This window comes from Martelella sp. FOR1707 (assembly GCF_053484265.1).
The window spans coordinates 116,988-143,224 of the sequence record NZ_JBAKFP010000009.1 but is presented as its reverse complement, the minus strand read 5'-3'; the positions used below and the strand labels follow the sequence as shown (position 1 = coordinate 143,224).

At 62.2% G+C, this 26,237-nt stretch carries 24 protein-coding genes; 6 read left to right on the top strand and 18 right to left on the bottom strand.

Going from position 1 to position 26,237, the window contains the following annotated elements:
• Positions 1-157: 157 nt before the first annotated feature.
• The 6 genes from V6765_RS21735 to V6765_RS21710 all read left to right on the top strand — a co-directional run bounded on the left by V6765_RS21735 (position 158) and on the right by V6765_RS21710 (position 5,599).
• Positions 158-1,162 (top strand): iron-siderophore ABC transporter substrate-binding protein, encoded by a 1,005-nt coding sequence (locus V6765_RS21735; RefSeq protein ID WP_448432700.1) that lies wholly within the window; start codon positions 158-160, stop codon positions 1,160-1,162.
• The gene (locus tag V6765_RS21730) at positions 1,159-2,184 is read left to right on the top strand and encodes a FecCD family ABC transporter permease (RefSeq protein ID WP_448432699.1); all 1,026 of its coding nucleotides are present in this window, start codon (positions 1,159-1,161) and stop codon (positions 2,182-2,184) included. The genes V6765_RS21735 and V6765_RS21730 overlap by 4 nt, the downstream gene beginning before the upstream one ends.
• Positions 2,181-3,221 carry a FecCD family ABC transporter permease gene (locus tag V6765_RS21725; RefSeq protein WP_448432698.1) on the top strand — a complete coding sequence of 347 codons (1,041 nt, stop codon included), beginning with the start codon at positions 2,181-2,183 and terminating at the stop codon, positions 3,219-3,221. The genes V6765_RS21730 and V6765_RS21725 overlap by 4 nt, the downstream gene beginning before the upstream one ends.
• Complete coding sequence (locus tag V6765_RS21720; protein WP_448432697.1) at positions 3,218-4,036, top strand: ABC transporter ATP-binding protein; 819 nt, start codon at positions 3,218-3,220, stop codon at positions 4,034-4,036. The genes V6765_RS21725 and V6765_RS21720 overlap by 4 nt, the downstream gene beginning before the upstream one ends.
• Positions 4,037-4,047: 11 nt before the next feature.
• A complete protein-coding gene (locus V6765_RS21715) occupies positions 4,048-5,100 on the top strand; it encodes a DUF2218 domain-containing protein (RefSeq protein WP_448432696.1) in 1,053 nt (350 codons plus the stop codon).
• A gap of 127 nt (positions 5,101-5,227) precedes the next feature.
• Positions 5,228-5,599, top strand: coding sequence for a hypothetical protein (locus tag V6765_RS21710; RefSeq protein ID WP_448432695.1), 372 nt, complete (start codon positions 5,228-5,230; stop codon positions 5,597-5,599).
• 85 nt (positions 5,600-5,684) lie between these two features.
• Here V6765_RS21710 and cnbZ read toward each other — a convergent pair whose 3' ends face one another.
• The 18 genes from cnbZ to V6765_RS21620 form a co-directional block, all read right to left on the bottom strand.
• Complete coding sequence (gene cnbZ / locus V6765_RS21705) at positions 5,685-6,431, bottom strand: 2-amino-5-chloromuconate deaminase CnbZ (RefSeq protein ID WP_448432694.1); 747 nt, start codon at positions 6,429-6,431, stop codon at positions 5,685-5,687.
• Positions 6,432-6,464: 33 nt separating this feature from the next.
• Positions 6,465-7,280 (bottom strand): aspartate dehydrogenase domain-containing protein, encoded by an 816-nt coding sequence (locus tag V6765_RS21700; RefSeq protein ID WP_448432693.1) that lies wholly within the window; start codon positions 7,278-7,280, stop codon positions 6,465-6,467.
• Complete coding sequence (locus V6765_RS21695; RefSeq protein ID WP_448432692.1) at positions 7,273-8,751, bottom strand: aldehyde dehydrogenase family protein; 1,479 nt, start codon at positions 8,749-8,751, stop codon at positions 7,273-7,275. The genes V6765_RS21700 and V6765_RS21695 overlap by 8 nt, the downstream gene beginning before the upstream one ends.
• 29 nt (positions 8,752-8,780) lie before the next feature.
• A complete protein-coding gene (locus V6765_RS21690; RefSeq protein ID WP_448432691.1) occupies positions 8,781-9,500 on the bottom strand; it encodes an ABC transporter ATP-binding protein in 720 nt (239 codons plus the stop codon).
• A complete protein-coding gene (locus V6765_RS21685; protein WP_448432690.1) occupies positions 9,493-10,248 on the bottom strand; it encodes an ABC transporter ATP-binding protein in 756 nt (251 codons plus the stop codon). The genes V6765_RS21690 and V6765_RS21685 overlap by 8 nt, the downstream gene beginning before the upstream one ends.
• Positions 10,245-11,189 carry a branched-chain amino acid ABC transporter permease gene (locus V6765_RS21680; protein WP_448432689.1) on the bottom strand — a complete coding sequence of 315 codons (945 nt, stop codon included), beginning with the start codon at positions 11,187-11,189 and terminating at the stop codon, positions 10,245-10,247. Before V6765_RS21680 ends, V6765_RS21685 begins: the two co-directional genes overlap by 4 nt.
• On the bottom strand, positions 11,186-12,052 hold the full coding sequence (locus V6765_RS21675; RefSeq protein WP_448432688.1) for a branched-chain amino acid ABC transporter permease: 867 nt from the start codon (positions 12,050-12,052) through the stop codon (positions 11,186-11,188). The genes V6765_RS21680 and V6765_RS21675 overlap by 4 nt, the downstream gene beginning before the upstream one ends.
• A gap of 75 nt (positions 12,053-12,127) precedes the next feature.
• The gene (locus V6765_RS21670) at positions 12,128-13,330 is read right to left on the bottom strand and encodes an amino acid ABC transporter substrate-binding protein (protein WP_448432687.1); all 1,203 of its coding nucleotides are present in this window, start codon (positions 13,328-13,330) and stop codon (positions 12,128-12,130) included.
• Positions 13,331-13,456: 126 nt separating this feature from the next.
• Positions 13,457-14,359, bottom strand: a complete 903-nt coding sequence (locus tag V6765_RS21665) for a LysR family transcriptional regulator (RefSeq protein WP_448432686.1) — start codon at positions 14,357-14,359, stop codon at positions 13,457-13,459.
• 261 nt (positions 14,360-14,620) lie between these two features.
• Positions 14,621-16,375, bottom strand: a complete 1,755-nt coding sequence (locus tag V6765_RS21660) for a serine hydrolase domain-containing protein (RefSeq protein ID WP_448432685.1) — start codon at positions 16,373-16,375, stop codon at positions 14,621-14,623.
• Positions 16,376-16,510: 135 nt separating this feature from the next.
• Entirely contained in the window at positions 16,511-17,503 is a 993-nt protein-coding gene (locus V6765_RS21655) for an NADPH:quinone reductase (RefSeq protein WP_448432684.1), read from the bottom strand.
• Between the two features lie 10 nt (positions 17,504-17,513).
• On the bottom strand, positions 17,514-18,296 hold the full coding sequence (locus V6765_RS21650; RefSeq protein ID WP_448432778.1) for an SDR family oxidoreductase: 783 nt from the start codon (positions 18,294-18,296) through the stop codon (positions 17,514-17,516).
• An 11-nt stretch (positions 18,297-18,307) separates the two neighbouring features.
• Positions 18,308-19,963, bottom strand: a complete 1,656-nt coding sequence (locus V6765_RS21645) for an ABC transporter ATP-binding protein (RefSeq protein WP_448432682.1) — start codon at positions 19,961-19,963, stop codon at positions 18,308-18,310.
• The gene (locus V6765_RS21640) at positions 19,956-20,777 is read right to left on the bottom strand and encodes an ABC transporter permease (protein ID WP_448432680.1); all 822 of its coding nucleotides are present in this window, start codon (positions 20,775-20,777) and stop codon (positions 19,956-19,958) included. Before V6765_RS21640 ends, V6765_RS21645 begins: the two co-directional genes overlap by 8 nt.
• A 10-nt stretch (positions 20,778-20,787) precedes the next feature.
• Positions 20,788-21,747 carry an ABC transporter permease gene (locus V6765_RS21635; RefSeq protein ID WP_448432678.1) on the bottom strand — a complete coding sequence of 320 codons (960 nt, stop codon included), beginning with the start codon at positions 21,745-21,747 and terminating at the stop codon, positions 20,788-20,790.
• A gap of 7 nt (positions 21,748-21,754) precedes the next feature.
• Positions 21,755-23,341: an ABC transporter substrate-binding protein gene (locus V6765_RS21630; RefSeq protein WP_448432676.1), complete on the bottom strand. Its 1,587-nt coding sequence runs from the start codon at positions 23,339-23,341 to the stop codon at positions 21,755-21,757.
• A 115-nt stretch (positions 23,342-23,456) separates the two neighbouring features.
• On the bottom strand, positions 23,457-24,902 hold the full coding sequence (locus tag V6765_RS21625) for a carnitine 3-dehydrogenase (RefSeq protein ID WP_448432674.1): 1,446 nt from the start codon (positions 24,900-24,902) through the stop codon (positions 23,457-23,459).
• Positions 24,902-25,822, bottom strand: coding sequence for a 3-keto-5-aminohexanoate cleavage protein (locus tag V6765_RS21620; RefSeq protein ID WP_448432672.1), 921 nt, complete (start codon positions 25,820-25,822; stop codon positions 24,902-24,904). Before V6765_RS21620 ends, V6765_RS21625 begins: the two co-directional genes overlap by 1 nt.
• Positions 25,823-26,237: the final 415 nt, after the last annotated feature.

The following is a 26,237-nucleotide window of genomic DNA, read 5'->3' as shown; positions in this document are numbered from 1 at the left end:
TAACCTGATTAATTTAGTCTAGTATTGTATGTTTCCACGGTTTTGTAGGATTCCCCTGCAACTTCACTGGCTGCGGCAGAACGCCCTCGCGGTCGGCTTGACCCCCCTTATTGAACATGACAATTAGGGTCAACTTTAGCCACCCGGAGAGATCGCCATGTCGCGCTTGCCTGGTTTTTCCCTGCTCATTGCCGCTATCGCGCTGTTCGCTTCGACCGTCGTGCGCGCGGGTGAGCCCCTTGCCGAACCGATTATCGTCCCCCATGCCTTCGGCGAGACCGTGATCATCGAGAAGCCGGAGCGGGTCGCAACCGTTGCCTGGGCCAATCACGAGGTGCCGCTGGCGCTCGGCGTTGTGCCGGTGGGGTTTGCGGCGGCCAATTTCGGCGATGATGACGGCGACGGAGTATTGCCTTGGGTCACTGACAGGCTCGATGAACTCGGGGCCGACACGCCGGTGCTGTTCGACGAGGGCGATGGCATCGATTTCGAGGCTGTGGCCGCCGTCAGGCCCGACGTCATCCTCGCCGCCTATTCCGGCCTGACCCGCAGCGAATATGACACGCTGAGCCAGATCGCGCCGGTCGTCGCCTATCCGGATGCGCCCTGGGCGACGAACTGGCGCGACATGATCCGACTCAACAGCGCAGGGCTTGGCATGTCCGAGGAAGGCGCGGCGCTGATCGCGCGGATCGAGGCCGAGATTGCCGCCGAGGTTGCCGAATACCCGGAACTTCAAGGCAAGAAGGCGATGTTCATCACCCATCTCGACGCCACCGACCTCAGCGTCGTGAATTTCTACACGACGCACGATACCCGGGTGCAGTTCTTCGGCGATCTCGGGCTGGAAGCCCCCGAAAGCGTGATCGCGGCCTCGAAGGATGGTAGCTTCGCCGGGTCGATCAGCGTCGAGCGCATCGATGCCTTCGACGACGTCGATATCGTCGTTACCTATGGCGACGATACGCTTCTCGAGGCCATGCGGCAGAACCCGGTTTTCCGGCACATGCCGGCTGTCGAAAACGGCGCCGTCGTCATGCTCGGCCGCAATCCCCTCGGCACGGCGGCCAACCCGACCCCGCTTTCGATCTCGTATGTGCTTGATGACTATGTGGCAAAGCTTGCCGCAGCGGCCAGAAAGTCAACCGCAAAGCCAGAATGAGGCGGCAGGTTACGATAGCCTCCGGCATTGGTGTCGGCGGAAGAGCGTTCTGGCTGGCCGTGGCCGTTCTCGCTGTCGTCGTTCTGGCGGCGGCCTCGCTGGCGATCGGCACGCGCGGCGTGTCTTTTTCCGACATCGCCGCCGCCATTGCCGGGCACGATGAAACAATCGGCGAAGCCGTGGTGGCGATGCGCATTCCGCGCACGGCGCTTGCCGTGCTGGCAGGGGCAGCGCTCGGGCTTTCCGGCGCGCTGATGCAGGGCATCACCCGCAATCCATTGGCCGACCCCGGCATTTTCGGCGTCAACACGGGGGCGGCGCTGGCGGTGGTCATCGGCGTGGCCTGGTTCAATATCAGCTCCTCCAACGCCTATATCTGGACCGCTATATTCGGCGCGGGCGCCACCGCCGTCTTCGTCTATCTGGTCGGCTCGCTCGGACGCGGCGGGGCGACGCCGCTGAAGCTGACGCTGGCGGGAGCGGCAACCTCGATCGCGTTTGCTTCGCTGGTCATGGCGATCGTGCTGCCGAGAGGCGACATCGCCGGCGGCATCCGCTCCTGGCAGATCGGCGGCGTCGGCGGGGCCACATTTTCGCGCATCCTTCCAGTTCTGCCGTTTCTTGTCGTCGGTCTCGCGCTCGCCTTCATCTCCGCGCGCAAGCTCAACGCCATGGCGCTGGGCGACGAACTGGCCGCAGGCCTCGGGGAAAACGTTGCGCTCGGCCGCGTCGTTGCCGCGGTTTCGGCGGTTCTCCTGTGCGGGGCGACGACTGCGGTGTGCGGGCCGATCGGATTTGTCGGCCTCGTGGTTCCGCATGCCTGCCGCCTGATCGTCGGCGTCGATCACCGCTGGCTCCTGCCGTTTTCAGCCCTCGGCGGCGGCATCCTGCTTCTGGCGAGCGATATCGTCGGCCGCATCGCCGCCCGCCCCGGCGAGGTTGATGTCGGCATCATCACCGCGCTGGTCGGCGGGCCGGTCTTCATCTGGATCGTCAGGCGTCAACAGGTGCGTGAACTATGACGAGCCCTTCTTCGACCCTTCAGCGCGTCACGGCCACCAGAACCCGACGCAGCAACCGGCGGCGGCTCGGCATGGCGCTGTTTGTCGCCCTGATCGCAGCGCTGTTCGCGCTGACGCTGATGCTCGGCAAATCCTTCGCTCCGCCCGGCGCGGTGCTTCGGGTGCTGGCGGGCGAGGATGTGCCGGGACTATCCTTTACGGTCGGGCAATTGCGCCTGCCGCGCGCCTTGCTGGCGGTGCTGGCCGGCGCGAGCTTTGGCCTTGGCGGCGTCGCCTTCCAGACCATGCTGCGCAACCCGCTGGCAAGCCCGGACATTATCGGCATCAGTTCCGGGGCCAGCGCCGCGGCGGTGTTCGCCATCGTGGTGCTGAAGCTGAACGGGCCTGCGGTCTCGGTCTTTGCCGTTGCCGCCGGTCTTGGCGTTGCGTTTCTCGTCTATGGCCTCGCCGCAAAGAACGGGGTTGCCGGCACGCGGCTGATCCTCGTCGGCATCGGCGTTTCCGCGATGCTGGAAAGCATGATCGCCTATGTGCTGTCGCTGGCGCCGATGTGGAACCTTCAGGAGGCGCTGCGCTGGCTGACGGGTAGCCTCAACGGCGCCCGGCTGGATCAGGCGGTTCCGCTTGTCCTCAGCCTTGTTGTCTGCGGCGGGCTGCTTGTCAGCAGGACGCGGGATCTCGAAGCGCTCCGGCTGGGCGACGAGACGGCCGCGGCACTTGGCGTCGGCGTTGCCCGAACCCGTCTCGTGGTGACGATCGCGGCCGTCGGACTGATCGCGATCGCGACCGCGGTGACCGGGCCCATCGCCTTCGTGGCGTTTCTCTCCGGACCGATCGCTGCCCGGATCATCCGCACGGGCGGTTCGCTGCTGGTTCCGGCCGCCCTGATCGGCGCCGGCCTTGTTCTGTTTTCAGATTATACCGGGCAGTTCCTTCTGCCCGCGCGCTACCCGGTCGGCATCGTCACCGGGGCTCTTGGGGCACCCTATCTCATCTATCTCATCATTCGCGCCAACAGATCGGAAACGGCACCATGACCCGGCATGTTCTCAGCGCAAACAGGATCACAACGGGCTATGGCGACAAGACCGTTCTCGAAGACCTCAGCTTCATCGTGCCGGAAAACCGGATCACGGCGATTGTCGGAGCCAATGCCTGCGGCAAGTCGACCCTGCTCAAGACGCTGTCGCGGCTTCTGACGCCGAAGCGCGGAGAGGTATTGCTCGACGGCAAGGCGATCCACCGCACACCGACGAAATTGCTGGCGCGCTCGCTGGGCCTGCTCCCCCAGTCGCCGCTGGCGCCGGAGGGGATTACGGTTTCGGATCTCGTCAGCCGGGGACGTCACCCGCACCAGACCATGTTCTCGCGGTGGAGCGCGCGAGATGACCAGGCGGTTGCCCTTGCGCTCGACACGACCGGGACGGCGGACCTTGCCGACCGCGCCATCGACGAGCTTTCCGGCGGCCAGCGCCAGCGGGTCTGGATCGCCATGGTGCTGGCCCAGCAGACCGATATTCTGCTTCTCGATGAACCGACCACCTTCCTCGACATCAGCCATCAGGTCGAGGTGCTGGATCTTCTGACCGACCTCAACCGAAAGAACGGCACCACCATCGTCATGGTGCTGCACGACCTGAACCTTGCGGCCCGCTATGCTGATCATCTGGTGGCGATGAAGGCCGGACGGCTGCATGTGGCCGGCGCGCCGGAAGCGGTGCTGACCGAGGACCATATCCGCGCGATCTTCAGCCTCGAAAGCAGGATCATTATCGACCCGGTTTCCGCGCGGCCGATGATGCTGCCGATGGGCCGCCACTACAGCGATGCAATGCCATCCAAGAGCGAATGAAGGGAAGAAACATGTCGTTCCGCCTTGCCGGCATCGCCCGGCCAAAAGACCCGGTGGCTATGCTCGATACCCTGGAAGAGCATCTCGGCGAGCATTTCGATATCACCCGCTCCGGCGAGCGCTTGACGGTGAGGACTGAAACAGGCGAGGCGGTTCTCGCGGTTGACCGGGAAAGTCTGAATATCGCCCTTGCCGCGCCGAGCGCCGAGAAGCTGCAACTGGCGCGCACCATGCTCGCCGAATATCTGTTCTATTTCGCCGGTGACGACGCGATGGAGCTTGCGTGGTCCGATCCGCCTCCGCCCGCCGTTCCCCCGAACCTGCATGAAGTGCGGGTCGTCGCCACTGAGACCGTCACGCCGCATATGCTGCGGGTGAAATTCGCCTGCGCCGATGTGACGCCGTTCATCGGCGGCAACATGCATGTCCGCCTTCTGGTGCCGCCGAAAGGCCGGGAGCCGGTCTGGCCGGTGATCGGCGAAGACGGACGGATAAAATGGCCGGAAGGCGAGGATGCGTTGCTGATCCGGGTCTATACGATTCGCTTCGTCGATATCGAACGCGGCGAAGTCTGGGTCGATTTCCTCCAGCACCCTGCCCCGGGCATCGCCACGCCGGGTGCCGATTTCGCTCGCGATGCAAAGCCCGGCGACCGGGCGGCGTTTCTCGGCCCCGGCGGCGGCAGCGTTCCCGAGGCCGAAAGCATCTTCCTTGCCGGCGACGAGGCGGCCCTTCCCGCGATCGCCCGTATCGCCGAGGAGGCGCCGGCAGGAACAGGGCTGACGGCGATCATCGAAGTGGAAAGCGCGGCGGAGGAACAGGCGATCGGCGGGGCAGCCGAACTCGACCTCACATGGCTGCATCGCTCGTCTGCCGGAACCGAGGGACTGGCGCAAGCCATCCGCCATGCGCTCGCCGACCTCGACAGCGAAACCTTCGTCTGGATCGCCTGCGAAAAGAGCGACATCCGCGATATCCGCGCGCTCCTGAAGAACCGGCAGCACGACCGCAAGAAAATGTATGTTGCCTGGTACTGGGATCGCGACGGTGACGGCGTGCGCTGACAGCCCAGGCCCGACTACCGCGATTGATGCATGAAACGCGCGGCGCGTGCCAAACGCTGGGGTTGACTTTCGGATACCAAAAAGGCCAGGTCCCGCGCATGCTGTTGTACTTTAAGGGAGATTGACGATGCAGCGAACCGCAATGATGGCAGTCATGTCCACGGCCCTTCTCACCAGCGTAACCGTGGCGTCTGCCAACGACAACATGAGCGAGGACCAGTGCATGGCCGTCATGATGGCCATGTCGAAGCTTGAAATCTCCATGATCGGCAAGGCGCCATTCGATGACGCCACAGCCGCATTGGCGGAGGTTCGGCCTTCGCTTCCCGCAGACGTCACGCCAACCGTTGACGACCTGATCGTCGTGGCGGAAAAAGCGCAAGGATTCGAGACAGGGGATCCTGAGCACCCTATGGCAACGGGCGAGTTTCAGAAGGCGAGCCGCAGCTACCGCGAAGCTCTTGCGCCATATTGCCCTGACTTCAACCTGGACTACTGAAATCGGGGCCGAAAACAGGAAAGCTGAAAGCCTTTCAAACTGACCTCATTCGAGGCTGAGGTTCATCGACACAGCCAGCGTCACTTCACAGCACGATTTCGTCAAACACGCGCCGGCAGTCCATCTCGTATTCCAGACCGACGATCGGCGGCCGGTTATAGTGCCAGGCAAGTCCGTTGCGGTGAACACCGCGCGGCGCAAGCTCCGTCTCGATCAGCGGGTGGATGTCATGGACCGAATAGATCTGCGCCGCTGTCGTATCCGCCCACTTGCCGCCGAAAAACCCCATGCGGCGCTCCATCTCATCAAGCACGAAGGCCGCCTTCTCGCGGATCGCGTCGGGGCTGGTTTCTCCCGGGCGGACGATATGATCGCGGTAATTGGCCTTGCCTTCCGGCACCTCGCCGGAGCCGGCAATCGCGAAGGTTTTCGGTGCGTCATCGTCCTTCACCGTATAGCAGAAGGCATGGAAGCCGGGCTCTTCCGGCGCGACGATCTCGGGGCAGATATTGGAGCGGGCAACCGGATTGTCGTCGCCTTCCATGATGTTCCAGGCGATGAGCGTTTTGGCATAAAGCGTGTTGAAGGCCGCGAACCCCTCCTCGGAGAACTGGCCGGGCGAGCGCATCTCGCAGGCGCAGAAGGCTTCCGGCGGCCGGCCGATTTCGGCGAGATGGGCGGCGATGCGCTCAAAGCCTTCCTTCATCGGCACGACATCGAAGAAGCGGGCGCGGACGATGCGGTAGCCGTCAAGCGCCGCGACGCCGGCCGAATACTGCATTACGCCGGGAATATAGTGATAGCCGCCGGCCGCCATGGTTTTTGTCTGCATAGTCAATTCCTTCTGTCTGATATGTGCTGCGGCTCACGAGCCGACCGAAACGACACTTTCGATGCGCCTCAGGGCAGCGATGATGCTGTAGGCGGTGATCGCGCTGCTCTTCGGGTTGTCCGCGTCGGGCAGGTTTTCCGACACGGCCCTGATCGTGCCGCCCCTAGAGCGAATGGTGAGCTCATGGGTATTCATGGCGATGCCGGGATCGGCCCAGATCTCGACGGATGTCCGATCGGCGCCGAGCCCTGCAAGCGCGACGGTCGCCGCCACATTGATGTTCTTCGGAAAGGCCGCGATCGATTGCCGGGCAGTGCCGGAGAAGAGACGCATGGGCTCTTTGATCTCGGACGCCGCCACGGTGTTGTCGTCGATCCTGACGCTATCGCCGAAGGAATGCGGCGGCTTGCGGGTTTTCAACGCCACAGCCTCCAGTCCGATCTCGCGCGCTGCCCGCAGCCCGTCGAGACCGGCAACCGCACCGGATGGCGCAAGGATGGCGAGGCCTGCCGCGCGTGCGGCGTCGAGAAAGCCCTCGGCGATCAGCAATTGCCCGACGCTCGCGACAACGAAAGTCTTGCCGCCGTGGTTCAGCATCGCGTCCCCGAGCACCGAAAAGGCCGATGGCGGCAGACATTCGACCACGATATCTGCCGCTTCCGGCAGTTCGGCAAGCGGCAGAACGGTGGGAGAAGAACGCAGACCGGCAAGCCGCGCGCCCGCCGTCCTGACATCACGCAGGGCAACGGCTTTCAGCTCAAGACCCTCGATCCCCTGATCGAGGGCTTTTGCGACCCGCATGCCGATCGATCCCAGCCCGGCGACTGCGACCCTCAACGGTTCAGCCATAATTGACCACAAGGAGCTTGATGTCGGTCATGCTGTCCATCGCATAGCGCGTGCCCTCGCGGCCGAGGCCGGAATCCTTCCAGCCCCCGAAAGGCATTGTATCGATGCGGTAGATCGGCACGTCATTGATCATCAGCGCGCCGACATCCCAGTCCTCCAGCGCACGGAAGGCCGCTTTCATGTCGTTGGTGAAGAAGCCGCCCTGCAGGCCGAACCGGCTGTCGGCGGCGCGGCGCACGCCCTCATCGGCATCCTTCACCTTCGTCAGCGTCACCACCGGGCCGAAAATCTCATCGGCCTCGACCTTCATGTCGGATTTCGTGTCGGTCAGGACCGTCGGCGCGATGACGGCATGGTCGCGGGTGCCGCCGGTCAGAACGCGCGCGCCCTGCTCGACCGCCTCGTTGATCCAGCTTTCGATGCGCATCGCCGAGCGCTCATCGATGACCGGCCCGACATCGACCCCCTCCTCCATCGGATTGCCGACCTTGCAGGCCTCCACACGGGCCACCAGCTCCTTCTCGAAGGCGTCGTAGACCTTTTCATGCACGAAAATGCGCTGGACGCCGATGCAATACTGGCCGCCATAGACGACGCCGCCGCGCACGCAGCGCGCCGCCGCAAAGGCGATATCGGCATCGTCCGAGACCACGACCGCGCCATTGCCGCCAAGTTCGAGCGAGACCTTCTTCTTGCCGCTCAGCGACTTGATATGCCAGCCGACCGGCACGCTGCCGGTGAATGTAACCATGGCGATACGATCGTCGCGCACGAGCTTCTCGGCCAGCGGCACATCGCAATGCACCACCGTCAGCGCCTCCTCGGGCAGACCGGCCTCATACAAGACTTCAGCCAGCAGCCGGCTGGTGAGCGGCGTCTGCGGCGCGGGCTTGAGGATGACCGAATTGCCGACCGCGAAGGCCGGCGCCAGCTTGTGCAGAACCAGGTTCAGCGGAAAGTTGAAGGGCGTGATCGCGAGGATCGGACCGATCGGAAATCTGCGGGCAATACCGATGCGCCGGCCAAGCCCGTTGAGCGTTGCCAGATCGGCCTTCGACAGATCGAGCGGACTGCCATCGGCAGATGCGGTCTGGTATTCGAAGACCGCGCCATCGATATCGAGCGGCACTTCCTCACCGCCGAAGGCGCGGGCCTCGCGGGCCGCACCGCGCAGGTTCAAAAGCGAACGGGAGATCTCGCCGCGCGCATCATAAAGCGGCTTTCCCGCTTCCGCCGCAATCAGGCGCACGAACTCGTCCTTTCGCGCCTCGATCAGGTTCGCGGTGCGGTCGAGAATATCGGCGCGCACGAAACGCGGAAGCTTGCGCATCATGTCAAAGCCCTTCTCGGCTGTCAGGATGGCCTGTTCGACATCGGCCTCTTCGGAAACCGGCATATGCCCGACGAGGCTACCGTCATAGGGCGAGAGAATGGCGTCCTGGCGAGGATCGGGATTCTGGGAAGCGTGCATTGGAGTTGCTTTCTGTGTTTTCGCAAATGTCAGGCCGCGCCGATATAGGCTTCGCGCACGGCGGGCTCCTGACGGAGTTCTTCTGAAGTGGCTGCAAGGGAAATCCGGCCGCGATCGATCACATAGCCACGATGGGCAAGGTCGAGCGCGGTCATCACATCCTGCTCGACAAGCAGGATGGCGACGCCGGTCTTGTTGATCTCGATAAGGGATTCGCTCAAGAGCTCAACGGCGCGCGGGGCAAGGCCAAGCGAAAGCTCGTCGATCATCAGCAGTTTCGGACGGCTCATGATCCCGCGACCGATCGCGCACATCTGCTGTTCGCCGCCCGACAGTGTCGAAGCATCCTGATGCGCCCTTTCGGCAAGGCGCGGGAACATGGTCATGACCCGTTCGAGATCTTCCTCGACCGAGGCGTCCCTTTTCCTGAGATAGGCGCCCATCATCAGATTGTCCTTCACCGACATGGTGCGAAACAGCCGCCGGCCTTCGGGCACATGGGCAATGCCGCCCGTCAGGATCCGGCGCGTGTCGGCGCCCGCGAGTTCCTGGCCGTCGATCAGGATGCTGCCCGCCGTTGGCTGAAGCAGGCCGGAGATCGTGCGCAGCAGCGTCGTCTTGCCCGCGCCGTTGGAGCCGATCAGGCAGACGATCTCGCCGGCATTGACGGCAAGGTCGATGCCCCAGAGAACCCGGATTTCGCCGTAGCCGGCCTCAAGCTTATCGATCTGGAAGAATGGTTCAGACATCGGCCTTCTCCCCGGCATTGGCTTTCGCATAACGATTGCCGAGATAGGCCTCGATCACCTTCTCGTTTCGCGTGATCTCGTCCGGCCGGCCTTCGGCGATCTTGGCGCCGTGATGCAGGACAACGATGCGGGTGCAAAGGCTCATCACCACCTTCATCAGATGCTCGATCAGGATGATGGTGACCCCACGCGCCGCAATCGCCCGGATCATCTCAAGCGCCGTCTCGATCTCGGCCGGATTGAGGCCGGCATTGACCTCGTCGAGCAGCAGCACCTTCGGCTTCATGGCGAGGCTTTTGGCGAGTTCCAGCCGCTTGCGGCCGGCAAGGGTCAGTTCGCCCGCCAGCGTGTCGCGATGCTCTTTCAGCCCGAGAAACTCGATCGCCTCGTCGGCGGCGTGCATGGCCTCGGTGGTGGAGGCGGCCCCCGCGGCAAAGACCGCCGGCGCCATGACGTTTTCCAGCACGGTCATCTCGGGAAACGGCTGAACCACCTGATAGGTGCGCGCCACGCCGAGCCGGCTGATCTGATAGGGCTTCATGCCGTCGATGCGCCGGCCGTCATAGATGACGCTGCCGGAAGACGGCTTGAAGACGCCGGTTACCAGATTGACGACAGTGGTCTTTCCCGCGCCGTTGGGGCCGATGAGACCGACGATCTCACCGGGTTCGACCGCAAGATCGACATCATCGACTGCCGTCAGCCCGCCGAAGCGCTGGGTAAGACCCTTGAGTTGAAGAATGCTCATGGCTTGGTCTCCACTTTGTTTGCCGAGCGCTTGCGCAGTTTGCGCATGGCGGCGCCGACAACGCCGTTGGGCAGGTAGAAGATCAGTCCGACAATGAGGATGCCGAGAACGGCGGCGTGGATGGAGAGGAAATTGCGCCATACCACCTCCTCGATGACGAGGAAGATGCCGGAGCCGATAACCGGGCCAAGAAGCGTTCCGGGCCCGCCGAGCATGGTCATCACGATCGGGCGAATGGTCGTCATCACCGAGTAGACATCCGGCGGCTCGATGTAGAACACCCATGAAGCATAGAGCGCGCCGGCGGAGCCGACGAACAGGGCGGAAAGCACGAAGGCGATGATCTTGTAGAGCGTGGTGTTGATGCCGACCATGGAGGAGGCATCCTCATTCTGGCGGATGCAGCGAAGGGCAAAGCCGATGCGTCCGGCCGAGACATACCAGCTCATCAGGAAGGTGAGCACGGCAAGGGCCAGCATCGACCAGAAGAACAGGCGCGCCTGGGCTGTAACCGTCATGCGGATGATCGGCAGGTTGAGCCCCATGCCGCCGCCGGTCAGGCTGGTCCAGGAGGTGGTGACTTCCAGAAGCACTTCGGCGAGGACAAGGCTGGCGATAGCGAAGTAATGCCCCTTCAGGTGCAGGATGGCCGCGCCCATGGCGGCGGCGAAGGCTGCGGCCATCAACCCGGCCGCCGCCCAGGCAAGCGGCATGGCAAGGCCGAGCCCCTGCAGGATCGCGCCGGTATAGGCGCCGAGCCCGAAGAAAGCCGCCGTTGCGAAGGAAGGATAGCCGGCATAGCCGCCGATGATATTCCACGACTGGGACAGCACGGCATACATGGCGAACATGGTGCCAAGGCGCAGGATGTAATTGTCTCCGAACACAGGCAGGAAGGCGATGAGGGCGAAGAAACCGAGGGCAATCAGCGGATGTTTCATTCATACCCCCTGCGGCCCATGATGCCGGTCGGCTTGAAGATGAGGAGCAGGATGAGCAGGACGAAGGCGATCGTCAGACCGTGTTCCGGGCCGATGAACAGCGCGCCGAAACTCTGGATGAGGCCGAGCGCCAGCCCGCCGACAATGGCGCCGGCAATGCTGCCAAGCCCGCCAAGAACGCAGACGATGAAGGCGATCGACAGATATTCCGAGCTTGCCAGCGGCGAGATCGGGAAGACGAGGCTCAAGAGACTGCCCGCGGCACCGGCCATCAGCGCACCGATGCCGAAGGTAATCGCATAGATCGTCTTCACGTCGACGCCCATCAAGGCTGCCGCCTCCCGGTCCATGCGCACGGCGACGATGGCATGGCCGATCTTCGAGCGCACCAGCAGCAGATACAAAAGCCCGGTCAGAACGCCGGCAAGCAGCATCGCCACCAGCCGGTCCAGCGGAAACACCAGGCCGGCGATCACCTTGCTGCCAAGCGGATTGGCAAGCTGAACCGAGCGGTAGTCGGCGCTGAAGGCGAGCAGCATGCCGTTGTTCAACAGGAGATCGAGGCCGAAGGTCAGGACGAGCGTCGTCAGAACCGGCGCCCCCACGACCCGGTTGATCAGTCCGAGCTGCACCACATAGCCGAGCGCAAACAAAAGCGCGCCGGCGATTATGACCGAGACAAACGGGTGGATACCGAGGTGAACATAGGCGAAATAGGCGATGTAGGAGCCAAGAACCACGAACGAGCCGTGCAGCACGTTGATGACGTTCAGGACACCCCACACCAGCGAGAAGCCGACCGAGATACAGGCATAGAGCCCGCCCAGCACCAGCCCGTTGAGAAGGATCTGTGCGTATAGCATTGCTGTGTTTTCCGCTGTTTGAGCGGCCGACCGCGACAGCCGGCCGCAAAAGCGTTGAATGGCTGATGCCGGGATTTATTCGATGCCGCCGAAACGCATGTCGGCCTGCTTGATTTCTTCCGGATAGATGGTCTTGGTGGCGCCATCCTGGATCTGGAACACCGGCGGCTCGAGCGAGTCGATCTGGCCGTTTTCGCCGAAATGCACAGGACCGTAGAAGGTCATGGCATCCATCGCGGCAAGCGCATCGCGCACGGCGGTCGGCTCGATCGTGCCGGCATCCTCGATGGCAAGCTGCAGCACGACGCCGGCAGCCGCAGCGGAGGCTTCCGCATAATCGGGCGTGGCATCATATTTCGTTTCAAAGGCGGATACGAAATCCGAAGTCGCACCGAAAATGCCTTCGCCGTCATAGGCAACGGCCGGATGCCACCACGCGGCACTCGAGACATTGTTCGAATGATCGCCGGTCGCCTCGATGAATTCCTTGTAGGCGGGGCCAGCCAGCATCGTCAGCGCCTTCGGCTCGATACCGAGATCGGCCATCTGGCGGCGGATGAGAATGAGATCATTGATATAGCCGGTGGCGAAGATCCAGTCCGGCTTGGAGCGCATCAAGAGCGTCATGGCCGAGGCGTGGTCCATCGTTCCGATGGCATATTCATCAAAGGAGATGACCTCGATGCCGTTGTCGCCGGCCGATTTTTCCATTTCCTTGGCGATTGCGAGCGGGAACAGGTCGTTGCGGGCATAGATCGCGACAGTCGAGATGTCCTCACCGGAATCGGCAACGATCTTGGCAAGCGGATCGGTCAACGTATTGTTGGGCGTAAATGTACCGAAGAGATACTGATAACCCTGATCGTAAACCTCGACGGAGGAAGCCGTCGCGGCAACCATCGGGATCTGGTAGCGCTCGGCAACGGAGCTTGCGGCCTTGGCAGCACCCGAGCCGAAGGGCGCGAACAGGAAATTGACGTCATCAGCCGTGATCAGCCGCTCGGCGGTCTGTACGGCGCGCGGCGTCTGGCTTTCGTAATCGACATAGACGATCTCGACATCATAGGTCGTGTCACCGGCGGTGATGCCGCCGGCGGCATTGACGGTTTCGGCCCAGAGGTTATAACCGCGCTGCTGCTTCAAGCCCTCCGGGGAGAGCGGCCCCGTCAGCGGCAGCGGCGCGCCGACCCGGATCGTTTCATTGGCAAGTGCCGGCGTCGCCAGCAGCATGGTGGCGCCGGCAAGCGCGAGCAGCCACGACTTCGTAGAATGCGTCATTTCGGAACCCCTCAGTTCTCGTTGTTTTTTGATGCACCGTGAGATTTGGCGATCTCCGGATATCAACAAGGTAAGGGGAAAAGCGTGCTTCGCGGAAGTCGTAATTGAGGCACGCAGCGTTGCGCCCTACGCAACGCCGACGAACTCATCGGCCACTTTGCGGATATATTCCACCAGTCGGCCTGCGGCCGGGCTCAGTTCGATTTCCGCCCGCTTGCACACCTGGGTGGTCGACAGCGACAGGACATTCGACGCGATCGGGACGCCGATCAGCTCACCGGATTGCAGTTCGCGCTCGAAGGAAAAGGCAGGCAAAAAGACGATGCCCATGTCCTGAAGCGCGAACTGGCGCATCATGTCGATGGAATTGGTTTCCAGCCTGATCTTGAGCGCGAGCTGCTCGGACCTGACGACATGGTCGACCAGCTGACGAATGCCGAAGGATTGGTCCGGCAGGCCGACCGGCTGTTGCCGAACCTCTGCGAGGTCGAGCTCCCGCCGTCCGGCGAGCGGATGGTGGCGCGACATCACCGCCATGACAGGCTGGCGCAGGCTGACCAGCGTATCGATTTCATCGCGCGGAAAGGGCTGGAAGGAAATGCCGATATCGCAGCGCTCCTCGGCGACCGCCCGCATCACGCCATCGGTTCCGGCCACCAGCACCTGATAGGTGATATTCGGGTGGTGCTGACCGAAACGGGCGAGCGCGCGCGGCAGCAGTCCGCCGATCATGCCTTCGACCGTGTAGATGATGACATGACCGCTTTCGAGATTCTTCAGCGCGTCAATCTCGGCGCGCAACCGCTGCAGCTCCTTCCGGCGCCCTTTCACAAAGCGCAGGACCAGTTCACCCGCCGGCGTCAGCCGAACACCCTGAGACTGGCGGACGAGAAGTTCGGTTCCGTAAGCATATTCCAGCTTCTGGATCTGCCGACTGACCGAAGACGGCGAAATATGCAGCTTTTCCGATGCCTTCCTGATCGAACCGAGCTCCGCGACAGTTTCGAACTGAAAGAAGGCTGTTTCCATCTCGGCTTCCGTTTGAGTTTACCGAAACAGGCCGCAGGCCAGTCTCATTTCACCGGCTGACACTCTCACGTCAAGGCCGCGATGCTGACGAGACAGGCTTTCCAGATGCTGTGCTTTCCAAGCTATTGGGTGCGGAGACGTTTTGCAATGCGCACCATGAAGCCACGCTTAGCCCAAGCCCGGCCAGCGGGATATAAAAGTGGCAAAACAGAAAGCGCCTGACAGCTTTTGCTCGGCTGCCAGGTGGATCATCCTTCGCGTTTATGGGCAGAAGGGATCGATTGCGTTCGCCGTGCGGATGAGGCTCTCCATGTTCTTTGCGCTCTCGTCGCCATCCCAGTTGGCCGCAATGCGGATTGCGGTGATGTCGTCCGGCATCAGCATGACGCGGTTGTCGCCCCAGCCATCCATGGACGGGAAATAGAGCGTGCACTCATCCGATTTGAAGGGATAGCGCCAGAAGGCCTTGCCGTAATAAGGCTTTACTTTCTGTGCGGTCGTAAGCCCGATAGGTTCACTGGTGGTGGCGATATCGGCGATCATCTCGGCGCTGAGTATCTGCTTGTCACCAAACTTGCCGCCATTCTGGTAGAGCCGTGCAAGCTTCACGAGATCGCCGACCGTCGGGTAAAGGCCGTAAGCCGTAAGCGGCTGGCCTTCGCCGCCGTCATCCTCGATCGTCTTGTTGATCGGCATGTCATGAATGCCGATCGGCTCATAGACGTTTTCCTGAAGGAAGGCCCAGGCATTCGGGTTCGGGTCCTGCTTTTCCTTCAGGTAGTTGGTAACGGCGACGCCAACGAGGAACATATCCTCGTCCCGATAGCGCATCATCGCGCCGGGACCCCAGTCATAGGGCTTGGCGGCGTTGAGCAGCAGGTTGAGCTTTTCTTCCTGCGATTTCGCCTCATAGAAGGCGTAATAGTCGTCGGTATAGGGCGACCAGGATATTTTCGGCTCTGCCTCGCGCTGGCCGTAGCCCATACCGGTCGCCATGTTGAGCGCATCGCCGACCGTCACCTTGTCCCAGCCTTCAATGCCTTCGGCTTCCGGCACGAGGTCCGTGATCGTCATGTCGAAGATTTCGGGACCGTATTTCTCCGAAACGCTCAGCATCGCGGCAGCCGCCACCAGCGATTTCGACACCGACCAGACACCGAAGCGCTGGCGGTCGCAATAGGGCAATTCGCCGGCCGGCGTCGGGCAGGACTTGAGATAGAAGGTATCATCCACCATCAGACCGTCCAGAAGCAGCTCGTTCGGGCGGATGTCGCTGTCGAAGCCTTCGAGCTTCTCGGCGCCGACCTTTTCTTCCAGCTCGGACCACGGATGGATCGCTTCGGCGTCTGCCAACGCCGTTTCGTAATGCGCGGCGAGTGCATCGGCATCGTCAACCGTCGCGGATGTCAGTTCGGCAGGCAGGCTTCCGGCCGCGGTGAAATAGGTCTCCACGTAGAACGGCGCGGTTTCCGTCAATATCTGATAGCGGACATCGCTGACTTCGCCGTCCTTGTAGAGGAACATGGCAACGCCGTTGTGGGTCTCGCCCTCGATCATGTGAACCAGCGAGAACGGGAAGGAGGCGCGCGACCAGCCGTCGTCGCCGATCGACCAGACCTTTCCAGGCTGAACGATGATATCCCAGAAGCTGCTGCCGTTCTCCGTCGATCCAGCGCGGATGACGTCCTGCGTGGCAGGCACCAGATCATCGCCGACGGTGATGAACGAAAGATCGACGGCGGGGAAGAGTTGCGGGTTTTTGCCGAGAACCTCCGCGCTCGCGATCTCGGCAGGCTCACTCGGCATCGGGGCTTCGGAAATCGAGAGCGTGCCCTCGAAGGCCTCCTGTGCCGGCCCGGCATCTTGCGGCGGCACGAACAGGCTGTTGTCGACCAGCGCATAGTCGTCGATCGTTGCGGTGAAATCGTCAATCGTGAAACGGGTTTCATCGGCGAGGGCGGCACTCGCGGCCAGTGCGCCAAGCGACACCATCATGGGTAGAATCAGTCGTTTCATGGGCTTTTTCTCCAGTCTGTTGTCATTGCGGCCGGCTTCGCGATGGCCGCAGATTTCCGTGGCAAGGCCTGTCCGGCCTTGCGTCATTTAACTTCACGTCGAATCTGTTCCCGCCGAAAGGCCGGGTAAGGTGGCTCAGGCGTCGCTTACCTTCAGCACCACCGAACCCCGCACCTCGCCCGCTTCGATTTCACGGTGGGCGGCGGCGCAATCGGCGAGCGGGATCAGGCGGGCAATACGATGCTGCAGGCGGCCGGCTTCCAGCGCATCCTGAATATCGGAGACGGCGTGATCCTTGGCCTCATCCGGCATGGCGTAGACGATCACCATGCGGATGGTGATGTCGAGATACATCATCTTGAGGAAGGGCAGCTTCGGCTCCTTCTCGACCGTCGATGAATAGGTCGCGATGACGCCGCTTGTGCCGATGACCTTCAGCACATTTTCGAGATTGGCGCCGAACTCGACCTCCACCACGCGGTCAACCTTCTCGCCGTTGGTTGCCGCCAGAAGCGCTTCCGGCCACCCGGCATCGCGGTGATTGACGATGATCGATGCGCCGGCATTGCGGCAGGCATCGGCATCCGCATCATTGCTGGCAGTGGCGATCACGCGGGCGCCGGAAAGCGCTGCCCACTGGATGGCATAGAAGCCGACACGCCCTGCCCCGCCGGTGACAAGCACGGTCTTGCCATTGACCGATCCATCGGCAAAGACGCAGCGATGCGCGGTCATGGCCGGAATGCCGAGGCAGGCGCCGACTTCGAAGCTTGCAGGATCAGGAAGGCATGGCGCATGGGCCGACGGTAGCGCGACATATTCCGCAGCCGTGCCGAAACGACGGCCGTATTGCGCATTGAAGGTGAAGACCCGTTCGCCGACGCGCGAAGACGGCACACCCTCGCCCACCGCTTCAATCACGCCCGCGCCGTCGCTGTGGGGAATGACATAGCCGCCATCAAGCAGGTTCGGGAAGGAGGCCATCCGTTTCTTCGTGTCGGACGGATTGACGGCACTGGTGTGGAGCTTCACCAGCACCTCGCCGGGGCCGACGACCGGCGTTTCGATATCGTCGTAGATCAGCACCTCATCGGCGGGGCCAAAAGTTTCGAACCGGATGGCTTTCATCATAACGCTCCTAAAAGGGGACTGAGAGGCTTTCGGTGTGCCCATCGACGGCGATCACCTGTCCTGACACCATGCCCGCATCCTTAGACGCCAGAAACACGCACATGCGGGCGATATCGTCGGCGCTGACAAATTTGCGCATGGACGCCTGGCCCTCGTAGATCCTGCGCACATCGCCTGCATCCATGCCACGGTTCTTTGCATCGCGCGCAATGACGCCATCGATGCGCGGGCCTTCCACCGAGCCGGGGCAGATGGCATTGGCGCGGATGCCGAAGGGGCCAAGCTCCATCGCCAGCGTCTTTGTGAGCCCGATGATAGCCCATTTCGAGGCGGCATAGGAGGTGCGATTCGGATAGCCAAAAAGCGCCGCCGTCGAGGCGATGTTGATGATCGCCCCGCTCCCCCTCGCCTTCATCGCCGGCACCGCTTCCTTGAGGAAATAGAAGGTGCCGTTGACATTCACATCCATGGTGCGGCGGAAGTCTTCGGCATCGACCGCTTCCACCGGCGCGTTCATGCCGGAAATGCCGGCATTGTTGACCAGAAGATCGAGCCTGCCGCCGGTCGCCGCCAGAACCTCCGCCACCAGAGCGGCGACCGCCGCCTCATCGGCGACATCGCAGACGCTGGCGGTGACACCGGCGGTCTGCATGCTTTCGACAGCGTCGGGATCGACATCGCAGATGAACACGCGAAAGCCCTCGGCCTTCAGATTGAGGGCGATCGCCATGCCGATGCCGGAGCCGGCGCCGGTGACCAGAGCCACAGGGCCATCAGTTTCGGGTCTCATTGCAGACAAGCTCAGGCTCCTTCCGGCACGGCTGAAGCCGGCAGGTGCTCCTGAAGCAGCTCCAGCGTATCTTCCAGCCAGCCGATCCGCATTTCCGGCACGGAGCGCATCAAAAGCTCGGTGTAGTCGTCGAACGGCGGCGACAGGACCTCCTGCTTGCCGCCATAGCGCACCACCTCGCCCCGATACATGACCGCAATCGTGTCGGCGACTTCGCGCACTGCGGCGATGTCATGGGTGATGAAGATGTAGGTCACGCCGTCTTTCAACTGAAGATCGCGCAAGAGCTTCAGGATGCCCTTGGCGACCAACGGATCGAGCGCGCTCGTCACCTCGTCGCAGATGATCAGCTTCGGCTTGGCGGCCAGCGCGCGGGCAATGCAGACGCGCTGCTTCTGCCCGCCGGAAAGTTCGGCCGGATAGCGATCGATGAACTCCTCGCCGAGTTCGATACGATCAAGCAGTTCTATGATGCGGGCGCGTTTTTCCTTGCCCTTCATGCCGAAATAGAATTCGAGCGGCCGGCCGATGATCGTGCCGACGGTCTGGCGCGGGTTCATCGCCACGTCAGCCATCTGATAGATCATCTGCAGCTCCCGCAGGTTCTGCCAGCTGCGGCCCTTCAGCGCCGGAGACAGCACTTCGCCGTCAAAACTCACCTCGCCGGTATGCGGCGGCAAAAGCCCGGTCAGCACGCGGGCAAGCGTCGACTTGCCCGAACCGCTCTCGCCGACGATGGCCAGCGTCGTGCCCGGCTGGACCTCCATATTGATGTTCTTCAGCACATCGAAATCGAGGCCGCGATAACGCGCCGAAATCTCCTTCAGCGTCAGCACCGGCTTTTCGTCCGGATCGCGCTCGCGCCGCTCGACATTGATCGCCGAGACGAGATCCTGGGTATACTCTTCCTGCGGATGATTGATGATCTGGTCGCAGGTGCCGTATTCCACCGTCTCGCCACCGCGCAGCACCATGATGTCGTCGGCAATCTGCGCGACGACAGCAAGGTCATGCGTAATGTAGAGCGCGGCCACGCCGAAGTCGCGGATCGCCTTCTTGATTGCCGCCAGAACGCCAAGCTGGGTGGTCACGTCCAGCGCCGTCGTCGGCTCATCAAAGACAACAAGGTCCGGCTTCGGGCAAAGCGCCATCGCCGTCATGGCGCGCTGCAGCTGGCCGCCGGAGACCTGGTGCGGGTAACGGTTGCCAAAGGTTTCCGGGTCGGGCAGGCCAAGGCGGGTGAAAAGGTCGACGGCGCGCGCCTTTGCCTCTGACCGGCTCATGCGCTTGTGCTTGACGGTCGATTCAATGACCTGATCCATCAGCTTGCGCGCCGGATTGAAGGCGGCGGCGGCGGATTGCGCCACATAGGTGACCTCTGCCCCGCGCGCGGAGCGCAGCACCTTGCCGGGCGCCCGGCGCATTTCCCGGCCATTGAGCTTGATCGAGCCGCCCGTCAGCCCGACGCCGCCACGGCCATAGCCCATGGCGGAAAGGCCGATGGTGGATTTGCCGGCGCCCGATTCCCCGATCAGCCCCAGCACCTTGCCCGCTTCGAGCGACAGTGAGACGCCGTTGACGATGGTGATCTTCTGCGGCTTTTCACCCGGCGGGTAGCTTGTTGCCTCGATCTTGAGGTCCTTGATTTCAAGAAGAGCCTCAGCCATTGCGGCCTCCTTTCAGCGATGTCGTGCGTTCCAGAATCCAGTCGGCGACCAGATTGACGGAGATGGCGAGCGCGGCGATAGCGACAGCCGGAAGCAGGGCTGCGGGAATGCCATAGACAATGCCATCCTTGTTTTCCTTCACGATGCCGCCCCAGTCGGCATTCGGCGGCTGGATGCCGAGACCGAGGAAGGACAGCGTCGAGATGAACAGCACGACGAAGATGAAGCGCATGCCGAGTTCGGCAATCAGCGGCGAAATCGCATTCGGCAGGATTTCCCGGAAGATCACCCAGATCTGGCCTTCACCGCGAAGCTTTGCAGCCTCGACGAAGTCCATGACCGCGAGATCGGCGGCAACGGCGCGCGACAGGCGGAACATCCGCGTTGCCTCCAGCAGGCCGATGACGACGATCAGGATCGGGACTGTCACCGGCATCACCGACAGCACGACCAGCGCGAAGATCAGCGATGGAATGGCCATGATGAGGTCGACGAAGCGCGACAGAACCTGATCGAGCCAGCCGCCGACGGTGGCCGCAAAAAGCCCGAGCGTGGTGCCGACAACGAAGGCGACCATGGTTGCCGCGATTGCAACGAAAATCGTGGTGCGGCCGCCATAGATCAGGCGCGACAGCAGGTCGCGGCCGATATTGTCGGTGCCAAGCCAGTGCGCGGCGGACGCCGGCTCCCAGACATCGCCGACAACCTGGCTCATGCCATAGGGCGCAAGAAACGGCGCGAAGATGGCTGCGAGGAAGAAGCAGATGGTGACAAACAGGCCGATAAAGGCGGGATAAGGTATTCGTTTTATCATGTTCTTCTCCTCATCGCGGATGCCGCAGGCGCGGATTGGCGAGGATGGAGAAGATATCCGCCAGCATGTTGAGGGAGATGTATACGCCGGCAAAGATGATGCCGCAGGCCTGAACCACCGGCACATCGCGCTTGGCCACATGGTCGACCAGATATTGGCCCATGCCCGGATAGACGAAGACCACTTCGACCACCACGACGCCGACGACCAGATAGGCCATGTTCAGCATCACGACATTGACGATCGGAGCGATGGCGTTCGGAAACGCATGACGCCAGATCACCTTGAAGCGGGACAACCCGTTCAGTTCGGCGGTTTCGATATAGGCCGACTGCAGGACGTTCAAAAGCGCTGCCCGCGTCATGCGCATCATATGCGCCAGCACGACCATCACCAGAACGGTAACGGGCAGCGCAATGGCATGCAGCTTGGCGAAGAACGACATGTTCGCATTGATCATCGCGACCGACGGCGCCCAGCCGAGCTGCACGCCGATGTAGAAGATCAGGATGTAGCTCAGCATGAATTCCGGCACGGAGATCGATGCGAGCGTAATGGTCGAGATCAGCTTGTCCGGCCAGCGGTTGCGGTAGAGCACCGAAACGAGGCCGAGAATGATGGCAAGCGGCACCGAGATGATGGCAGCGCAACCCGCCAGAAACAGCGTGTTCGACAGCCGGCCCTCGATGGCGGTGGCGATGTTCTGACCGTTGGTCAAAGACGTGCCGAGATCGCCATGCAACAGACCGACAAGCCACGTGAGGTAGCGTTGATAGACCGGCGCGTTCAGACCGAGTTCGGCGCGCAGGTTTGCCAACGCTTCAGGCGTGGCGGACTGGCCGAGAATGGCCTGGGCGACATCGCCGGGCAGCATCTGGGTACCGGCGAAAATCAGGATCGATACGAAAAAGATCAGCATGAGACCCAGCGCTAACCGCTGGGCCACAAGCTTGAAGAGGGAGGCGTTCATGGGCGCCTCAAGCCTTCCAGCATTTTACGGGAGCAAGACCGTTCATGAGCTCGAAGACGCCATTTTCTTCCCAGCCCTGAACATCGGTGCTGACAGCCTGAACGAACTCGTTGAACATCGGGCAGATGAGACCGCCCTCGTCACGCAGGATCTGTGCCATCTGGCTGTACTGATCCTTGCGGGTTGCCTGATCCAGTTCACCCTTGGCCTGCAGAAGAAGCTCGTCGAACTCCTCATTGTAGAAGTGGGTGTCGTTCCAGTCGGCGCTCGACAGATAGGCCGTGGTGTACATCTGGTCCTGAACCGGACGGCCATCCCAGTAGGAGGCGCAGAACGGCGTGTTGTTCCAGACATCCGACCAGTAGCCGTCATCGGGCTCGCGCTGAATCTGCAGCGGAATGCCGGCAGCCTGTGCGCTCTGCTGGAAGAGCTGCGCGGCATCAACTGCACCCGGGAAGGCGGTTTCGGCAACGCGCAGAATGATCGGGCTGCCGTCATGACCGGAAGCCTTGTAGAGTTCGGCGGCCTTCTCCGGATCGTAATGGCGCTGCTCGATACTGTCATCGAACAACGGATAGCTTTCGTTGATCGGGAAGTCGTTACCGACCGAGCCATAGCCACGCAGGATCTTTTCGACCATTTCCTCGCGGTTGATGGCGTATTTCAGGGCGTTGCGCAGTTCCTTGTTGTCGAAGGGCGGCTGGTCGCACTGCATGATGAAGACGTAATGGCCACGACCAGCAACATGGTCGACAGTGATGTTCGGCGCACGGTCAAGAAGGCCTGCGACGCGGGGTGCGACCTGGTTGACGATATCGACCTGACCGGACTGAAGGGCGGCATTGCGCGCCGTCGCATCGTTGATGATGGTCATCTCGATCGTGTCGAAGTGACCACGGCTGTCGTCCCAGTAGTCCTCAAACTTTTCGAAGGTGTAACGAACGCCGGGTTCCGCCTCGACTATTCTGTAGGCGCCGGTACCGATACCGGCAGTCGGGTCTTCGCGGCCACCGCCCGGCTGGATCGCCAGATGGAAATCGGAAAGGAGATAAGGAAGGTCGGCCGTCGGCACGTCGACTTCGACGATCAGGTTTTCGCCATCTACGCGGATATCGGAGATGCCGCGCATGATGCCGAGCGCGCCGGACTTGGAATCCTCATCAGAATGGCGCAGCAGCGTCTGGCGCACATCTTCCGGCGTCATCGTCTCGCCATTGTGGAACTTGACGCCCTGGCGGATCTTGAAGGTCCAGGTCTTGGCATCGTCGGAGGCTTCGAAAGATTCCGCCAGACGCGGGTTCAGCGAACCATCGGCGTTCACTTCGAGCAACTGTTCGCCATAGGCGCGAACGACGTGGAACGGCACCTGGCTGGCAATCAGCGCCGGGTCGAGCGAGGTGGTGGACGAGCCGCCGCCAAGGCCCATGCGCAGCGTGCCGCCCTTGACCGGCTCCTGCGCCATGGCCATGCGGCCGAACATCGAATTGGCGGCCACAGCGCCAACGCCGAGCGCCGTGGTTCGGGCGATGAATGCGCGACGCGACATGCCGCTCTTCAACATGCTGGTTGTGAGAGATTTCCGAAATTTTTTCATTTTTGCTTCCGTCTTGGTTTGGGTTTGTCCGCAAACGAGGCGGCTCGCATGCCTCTCAGAGTGGGCGGAATAAAAGTGTTGGTACGAGCCCGAATGAAACTTTGCCCGGTCGCAGCTAACGGGTGCCGGGGCGCTCGCCGACAAAGCGGCCAGCGCCATCGGCATCGAAATCGGCATGCTTACGCTCGAATTCCGCCAGCTTTTCCGCGACCTCACCTTTCGGCAGGCAGGTGCGACGGGCATTTAGGTCGGTGTGCAGCAGCAGCGTCTCGACCGTGGCTGCCAGTTCGTCATCACCGCGGAAAAGCCGGTGGTAGAGATGCATCTTCTTGCCCTGGCCGGAGAGCAGCTGCGTCGTCGCCGTCAGCCGGTCGCCCTCGTGAACCTCGTTCAGATAGCGCACATGGCTTTCAACGGTGAAATAGCTGAGGCCGCCAGCGATATACGCGGCACCCGCGCCGATCAGCGCCATGAAGCCGTCCGTCGCCTTGGAGCCGGCCTCCAGATAAAAAGCCTCGTTCATGTGGCCGTTATAATCGGTCCATGACGACGGTACCTGGCGGCTGAGCGTCACGGGAAGGCCGTCGCGCTCGCCGGTGACAACAAGATCGGCCTCATGCGCCGACACGACCTTGCCGGCGGCGTTGTCGCTGATCTTCAGCGCCCGCAGGATACCGACAAGATTGTCGTCGCGCTCCCGCTCCAGTTCACGAATGGACTTATTCCCGGACTGGTCGTCCGACTGACCGGCGATCAGTTCGACAAGCGCGTCGTTGAATTCTGGCACGTCCATCAGCTTCGTCCACGGCCAGGACAGCGCCGGGCCGAACTGCGCCATGAAATGCTTCATGCCTGCCTCGCCACCGGCGATGCGGTAGGTCTCGAACAGGCCCATCTGGGCAAAGCGCAGGCCAAAGCCCATGCGGATCGCCTCGTCGATATCCTCGGTGGTGGCAACGCCGTCCTTCACCAGCCACAGGCTTTCCCGCCAGATCGCCTCCAGAAGGCGATCGCCGATATGGGCATCGATTTCCTTCTTCACCGTCAGCGGATACATGCCGATGGAGCGGAGGATCTCGGCGGCCTTTTCGCAGGTCGCCTTGTCGCCAACGAGCTCGACCAGCGGCAACAGATAGACCGGATTGAACGGGTGGGCGACGATGGCGCGGGCGCCCTTTTCATTCAGCTCAGACGGTTTGAAACCGGACGTGGACGAACCGATGATCGTACCCTGCCCTGCCGCCGCAGAAATGGCAGCGTGGGTTTCATGCTTCAGCGCCAACCGTTCCGGCACGCTTTCCTGCACCCAGATGGCGCCGGCAACGGCCTCTTCAAGTGTCGCGCAGAAGGCCAGCGTCCCCTCGGCAGGCAACGGCTTGTCGTAGAGAGCCGGCAGCGCGCGACGGGCGTTGGCGATGACTTCGCCGATCTTCCGCTCGGCTTCCGGGTCGGGATCGAACACCGCAACGTCGAAACCGTTCAGCAGGAAGCGCGCGGCCCAGCCGCCGCCAATCACGCCGCCGCCGATAATCGCTGCCTTCGCTAGACCATCTCCGCTCATCACGCAGCACCCTTCGGCGCGCGCTTGACGAGACCGAGCGTCTCACGCACGGCCTCCGGACCAACGATGCGGGCGCCCATATTCTCGGCAACCGTCACGGCCTTTTCGACAAGCTGGGCATTGGTGGCGAGCACGCCCTTCGACAGATAGATATTGTCTTCCAGACCGACGCGGATATTGCCGCCGGCCAGCATGGCCGCCGCCGCATAGGGCATCTGGTCACGGCCGAGCGAGAAGGCCGACCAGTGCCAGTCTTCCGGCACATTGTTGACCATGGCCATGAAGGTGTTGAGGTCGTTGGGCGCGCCCCACGGAACGCCCATGCACAGCTGCACCAGCGCCGGCGACGTCAGAACGCCTTCCTTGACCAGCTGCTTGGCAAACCAGAGATGGCCGGTATCAAACGCCTCGATTTCTGGCTTCACGCCAAGATCGGTCATCATCTGCCCCATGGCGCGCAGCATGCCGGGCGTATTTGTCATCACGTAATCGGCTTCGGCGAAATTCATCGTGCCGCAATCGAGCGTGCACAGTTCCGGCAGGCATTCGGCGATGTGGACGACGCGTTCGGCAGCGCCGATCATGTCGGTTCCGGCCTCGTTGACCGGCACCGGCCTTTCCGTGGAACCGAAAGTGATATCGCCGCCCATGCCGGCGGTGAGGTTCAGCACCACATCGACCTCCGCATCGCGGATGCGGTCGGTCACTTCGCGATAGAGTGCGGGAAGGCGCGACGGCGCGCCGGTTTCGGGATCGCGGACATGACAGTGAACGATGGCGGCGCCCGCCTTGGCGGCATCGATGGCGCTTTGTGCAATCGCTTCCGGCGAACGGGGAACATGGGGCGAGCGGTCCTGGGTACTGCCTGAACCGGTTACGGCACACGTGATGAAGACATCCCTGTTCATTGTCAGCGGCATGAATACTCCTGTTGTGTCGCTCCCGTCGTGGAGAGGCGGAGAGCGAAAATTCTCGTCGCGCACAAACCGGCCCTGAGGTTGATGGTCGGGTGCGGATTCCAAGTTTTTCTGGCGCAGATTGACGCCCTGCGCAGCGTTTAACATGCAGGTATGAATCGGACTTCGGATGCGACAGGCATCCCGGCACGCGGCGCGCTGCCATGTGCATGACCCGGTGGAAAAACAGTCACATGCCGCTTGGGATGGGCATGCCCCCGTCAGGGAAGACTTCGTCACCGGCTCGTCCGATTGTCCAGGCGACGGGCCTGAGGCGCGCTGTCGCGAGGACTGACGGTTTCGATGGGCAGGAGAATAGGGTAGCCATGCGCAGGCGTTTTATCCTATTCTGCCATTTTATTGTCCAATAAAGCCAATT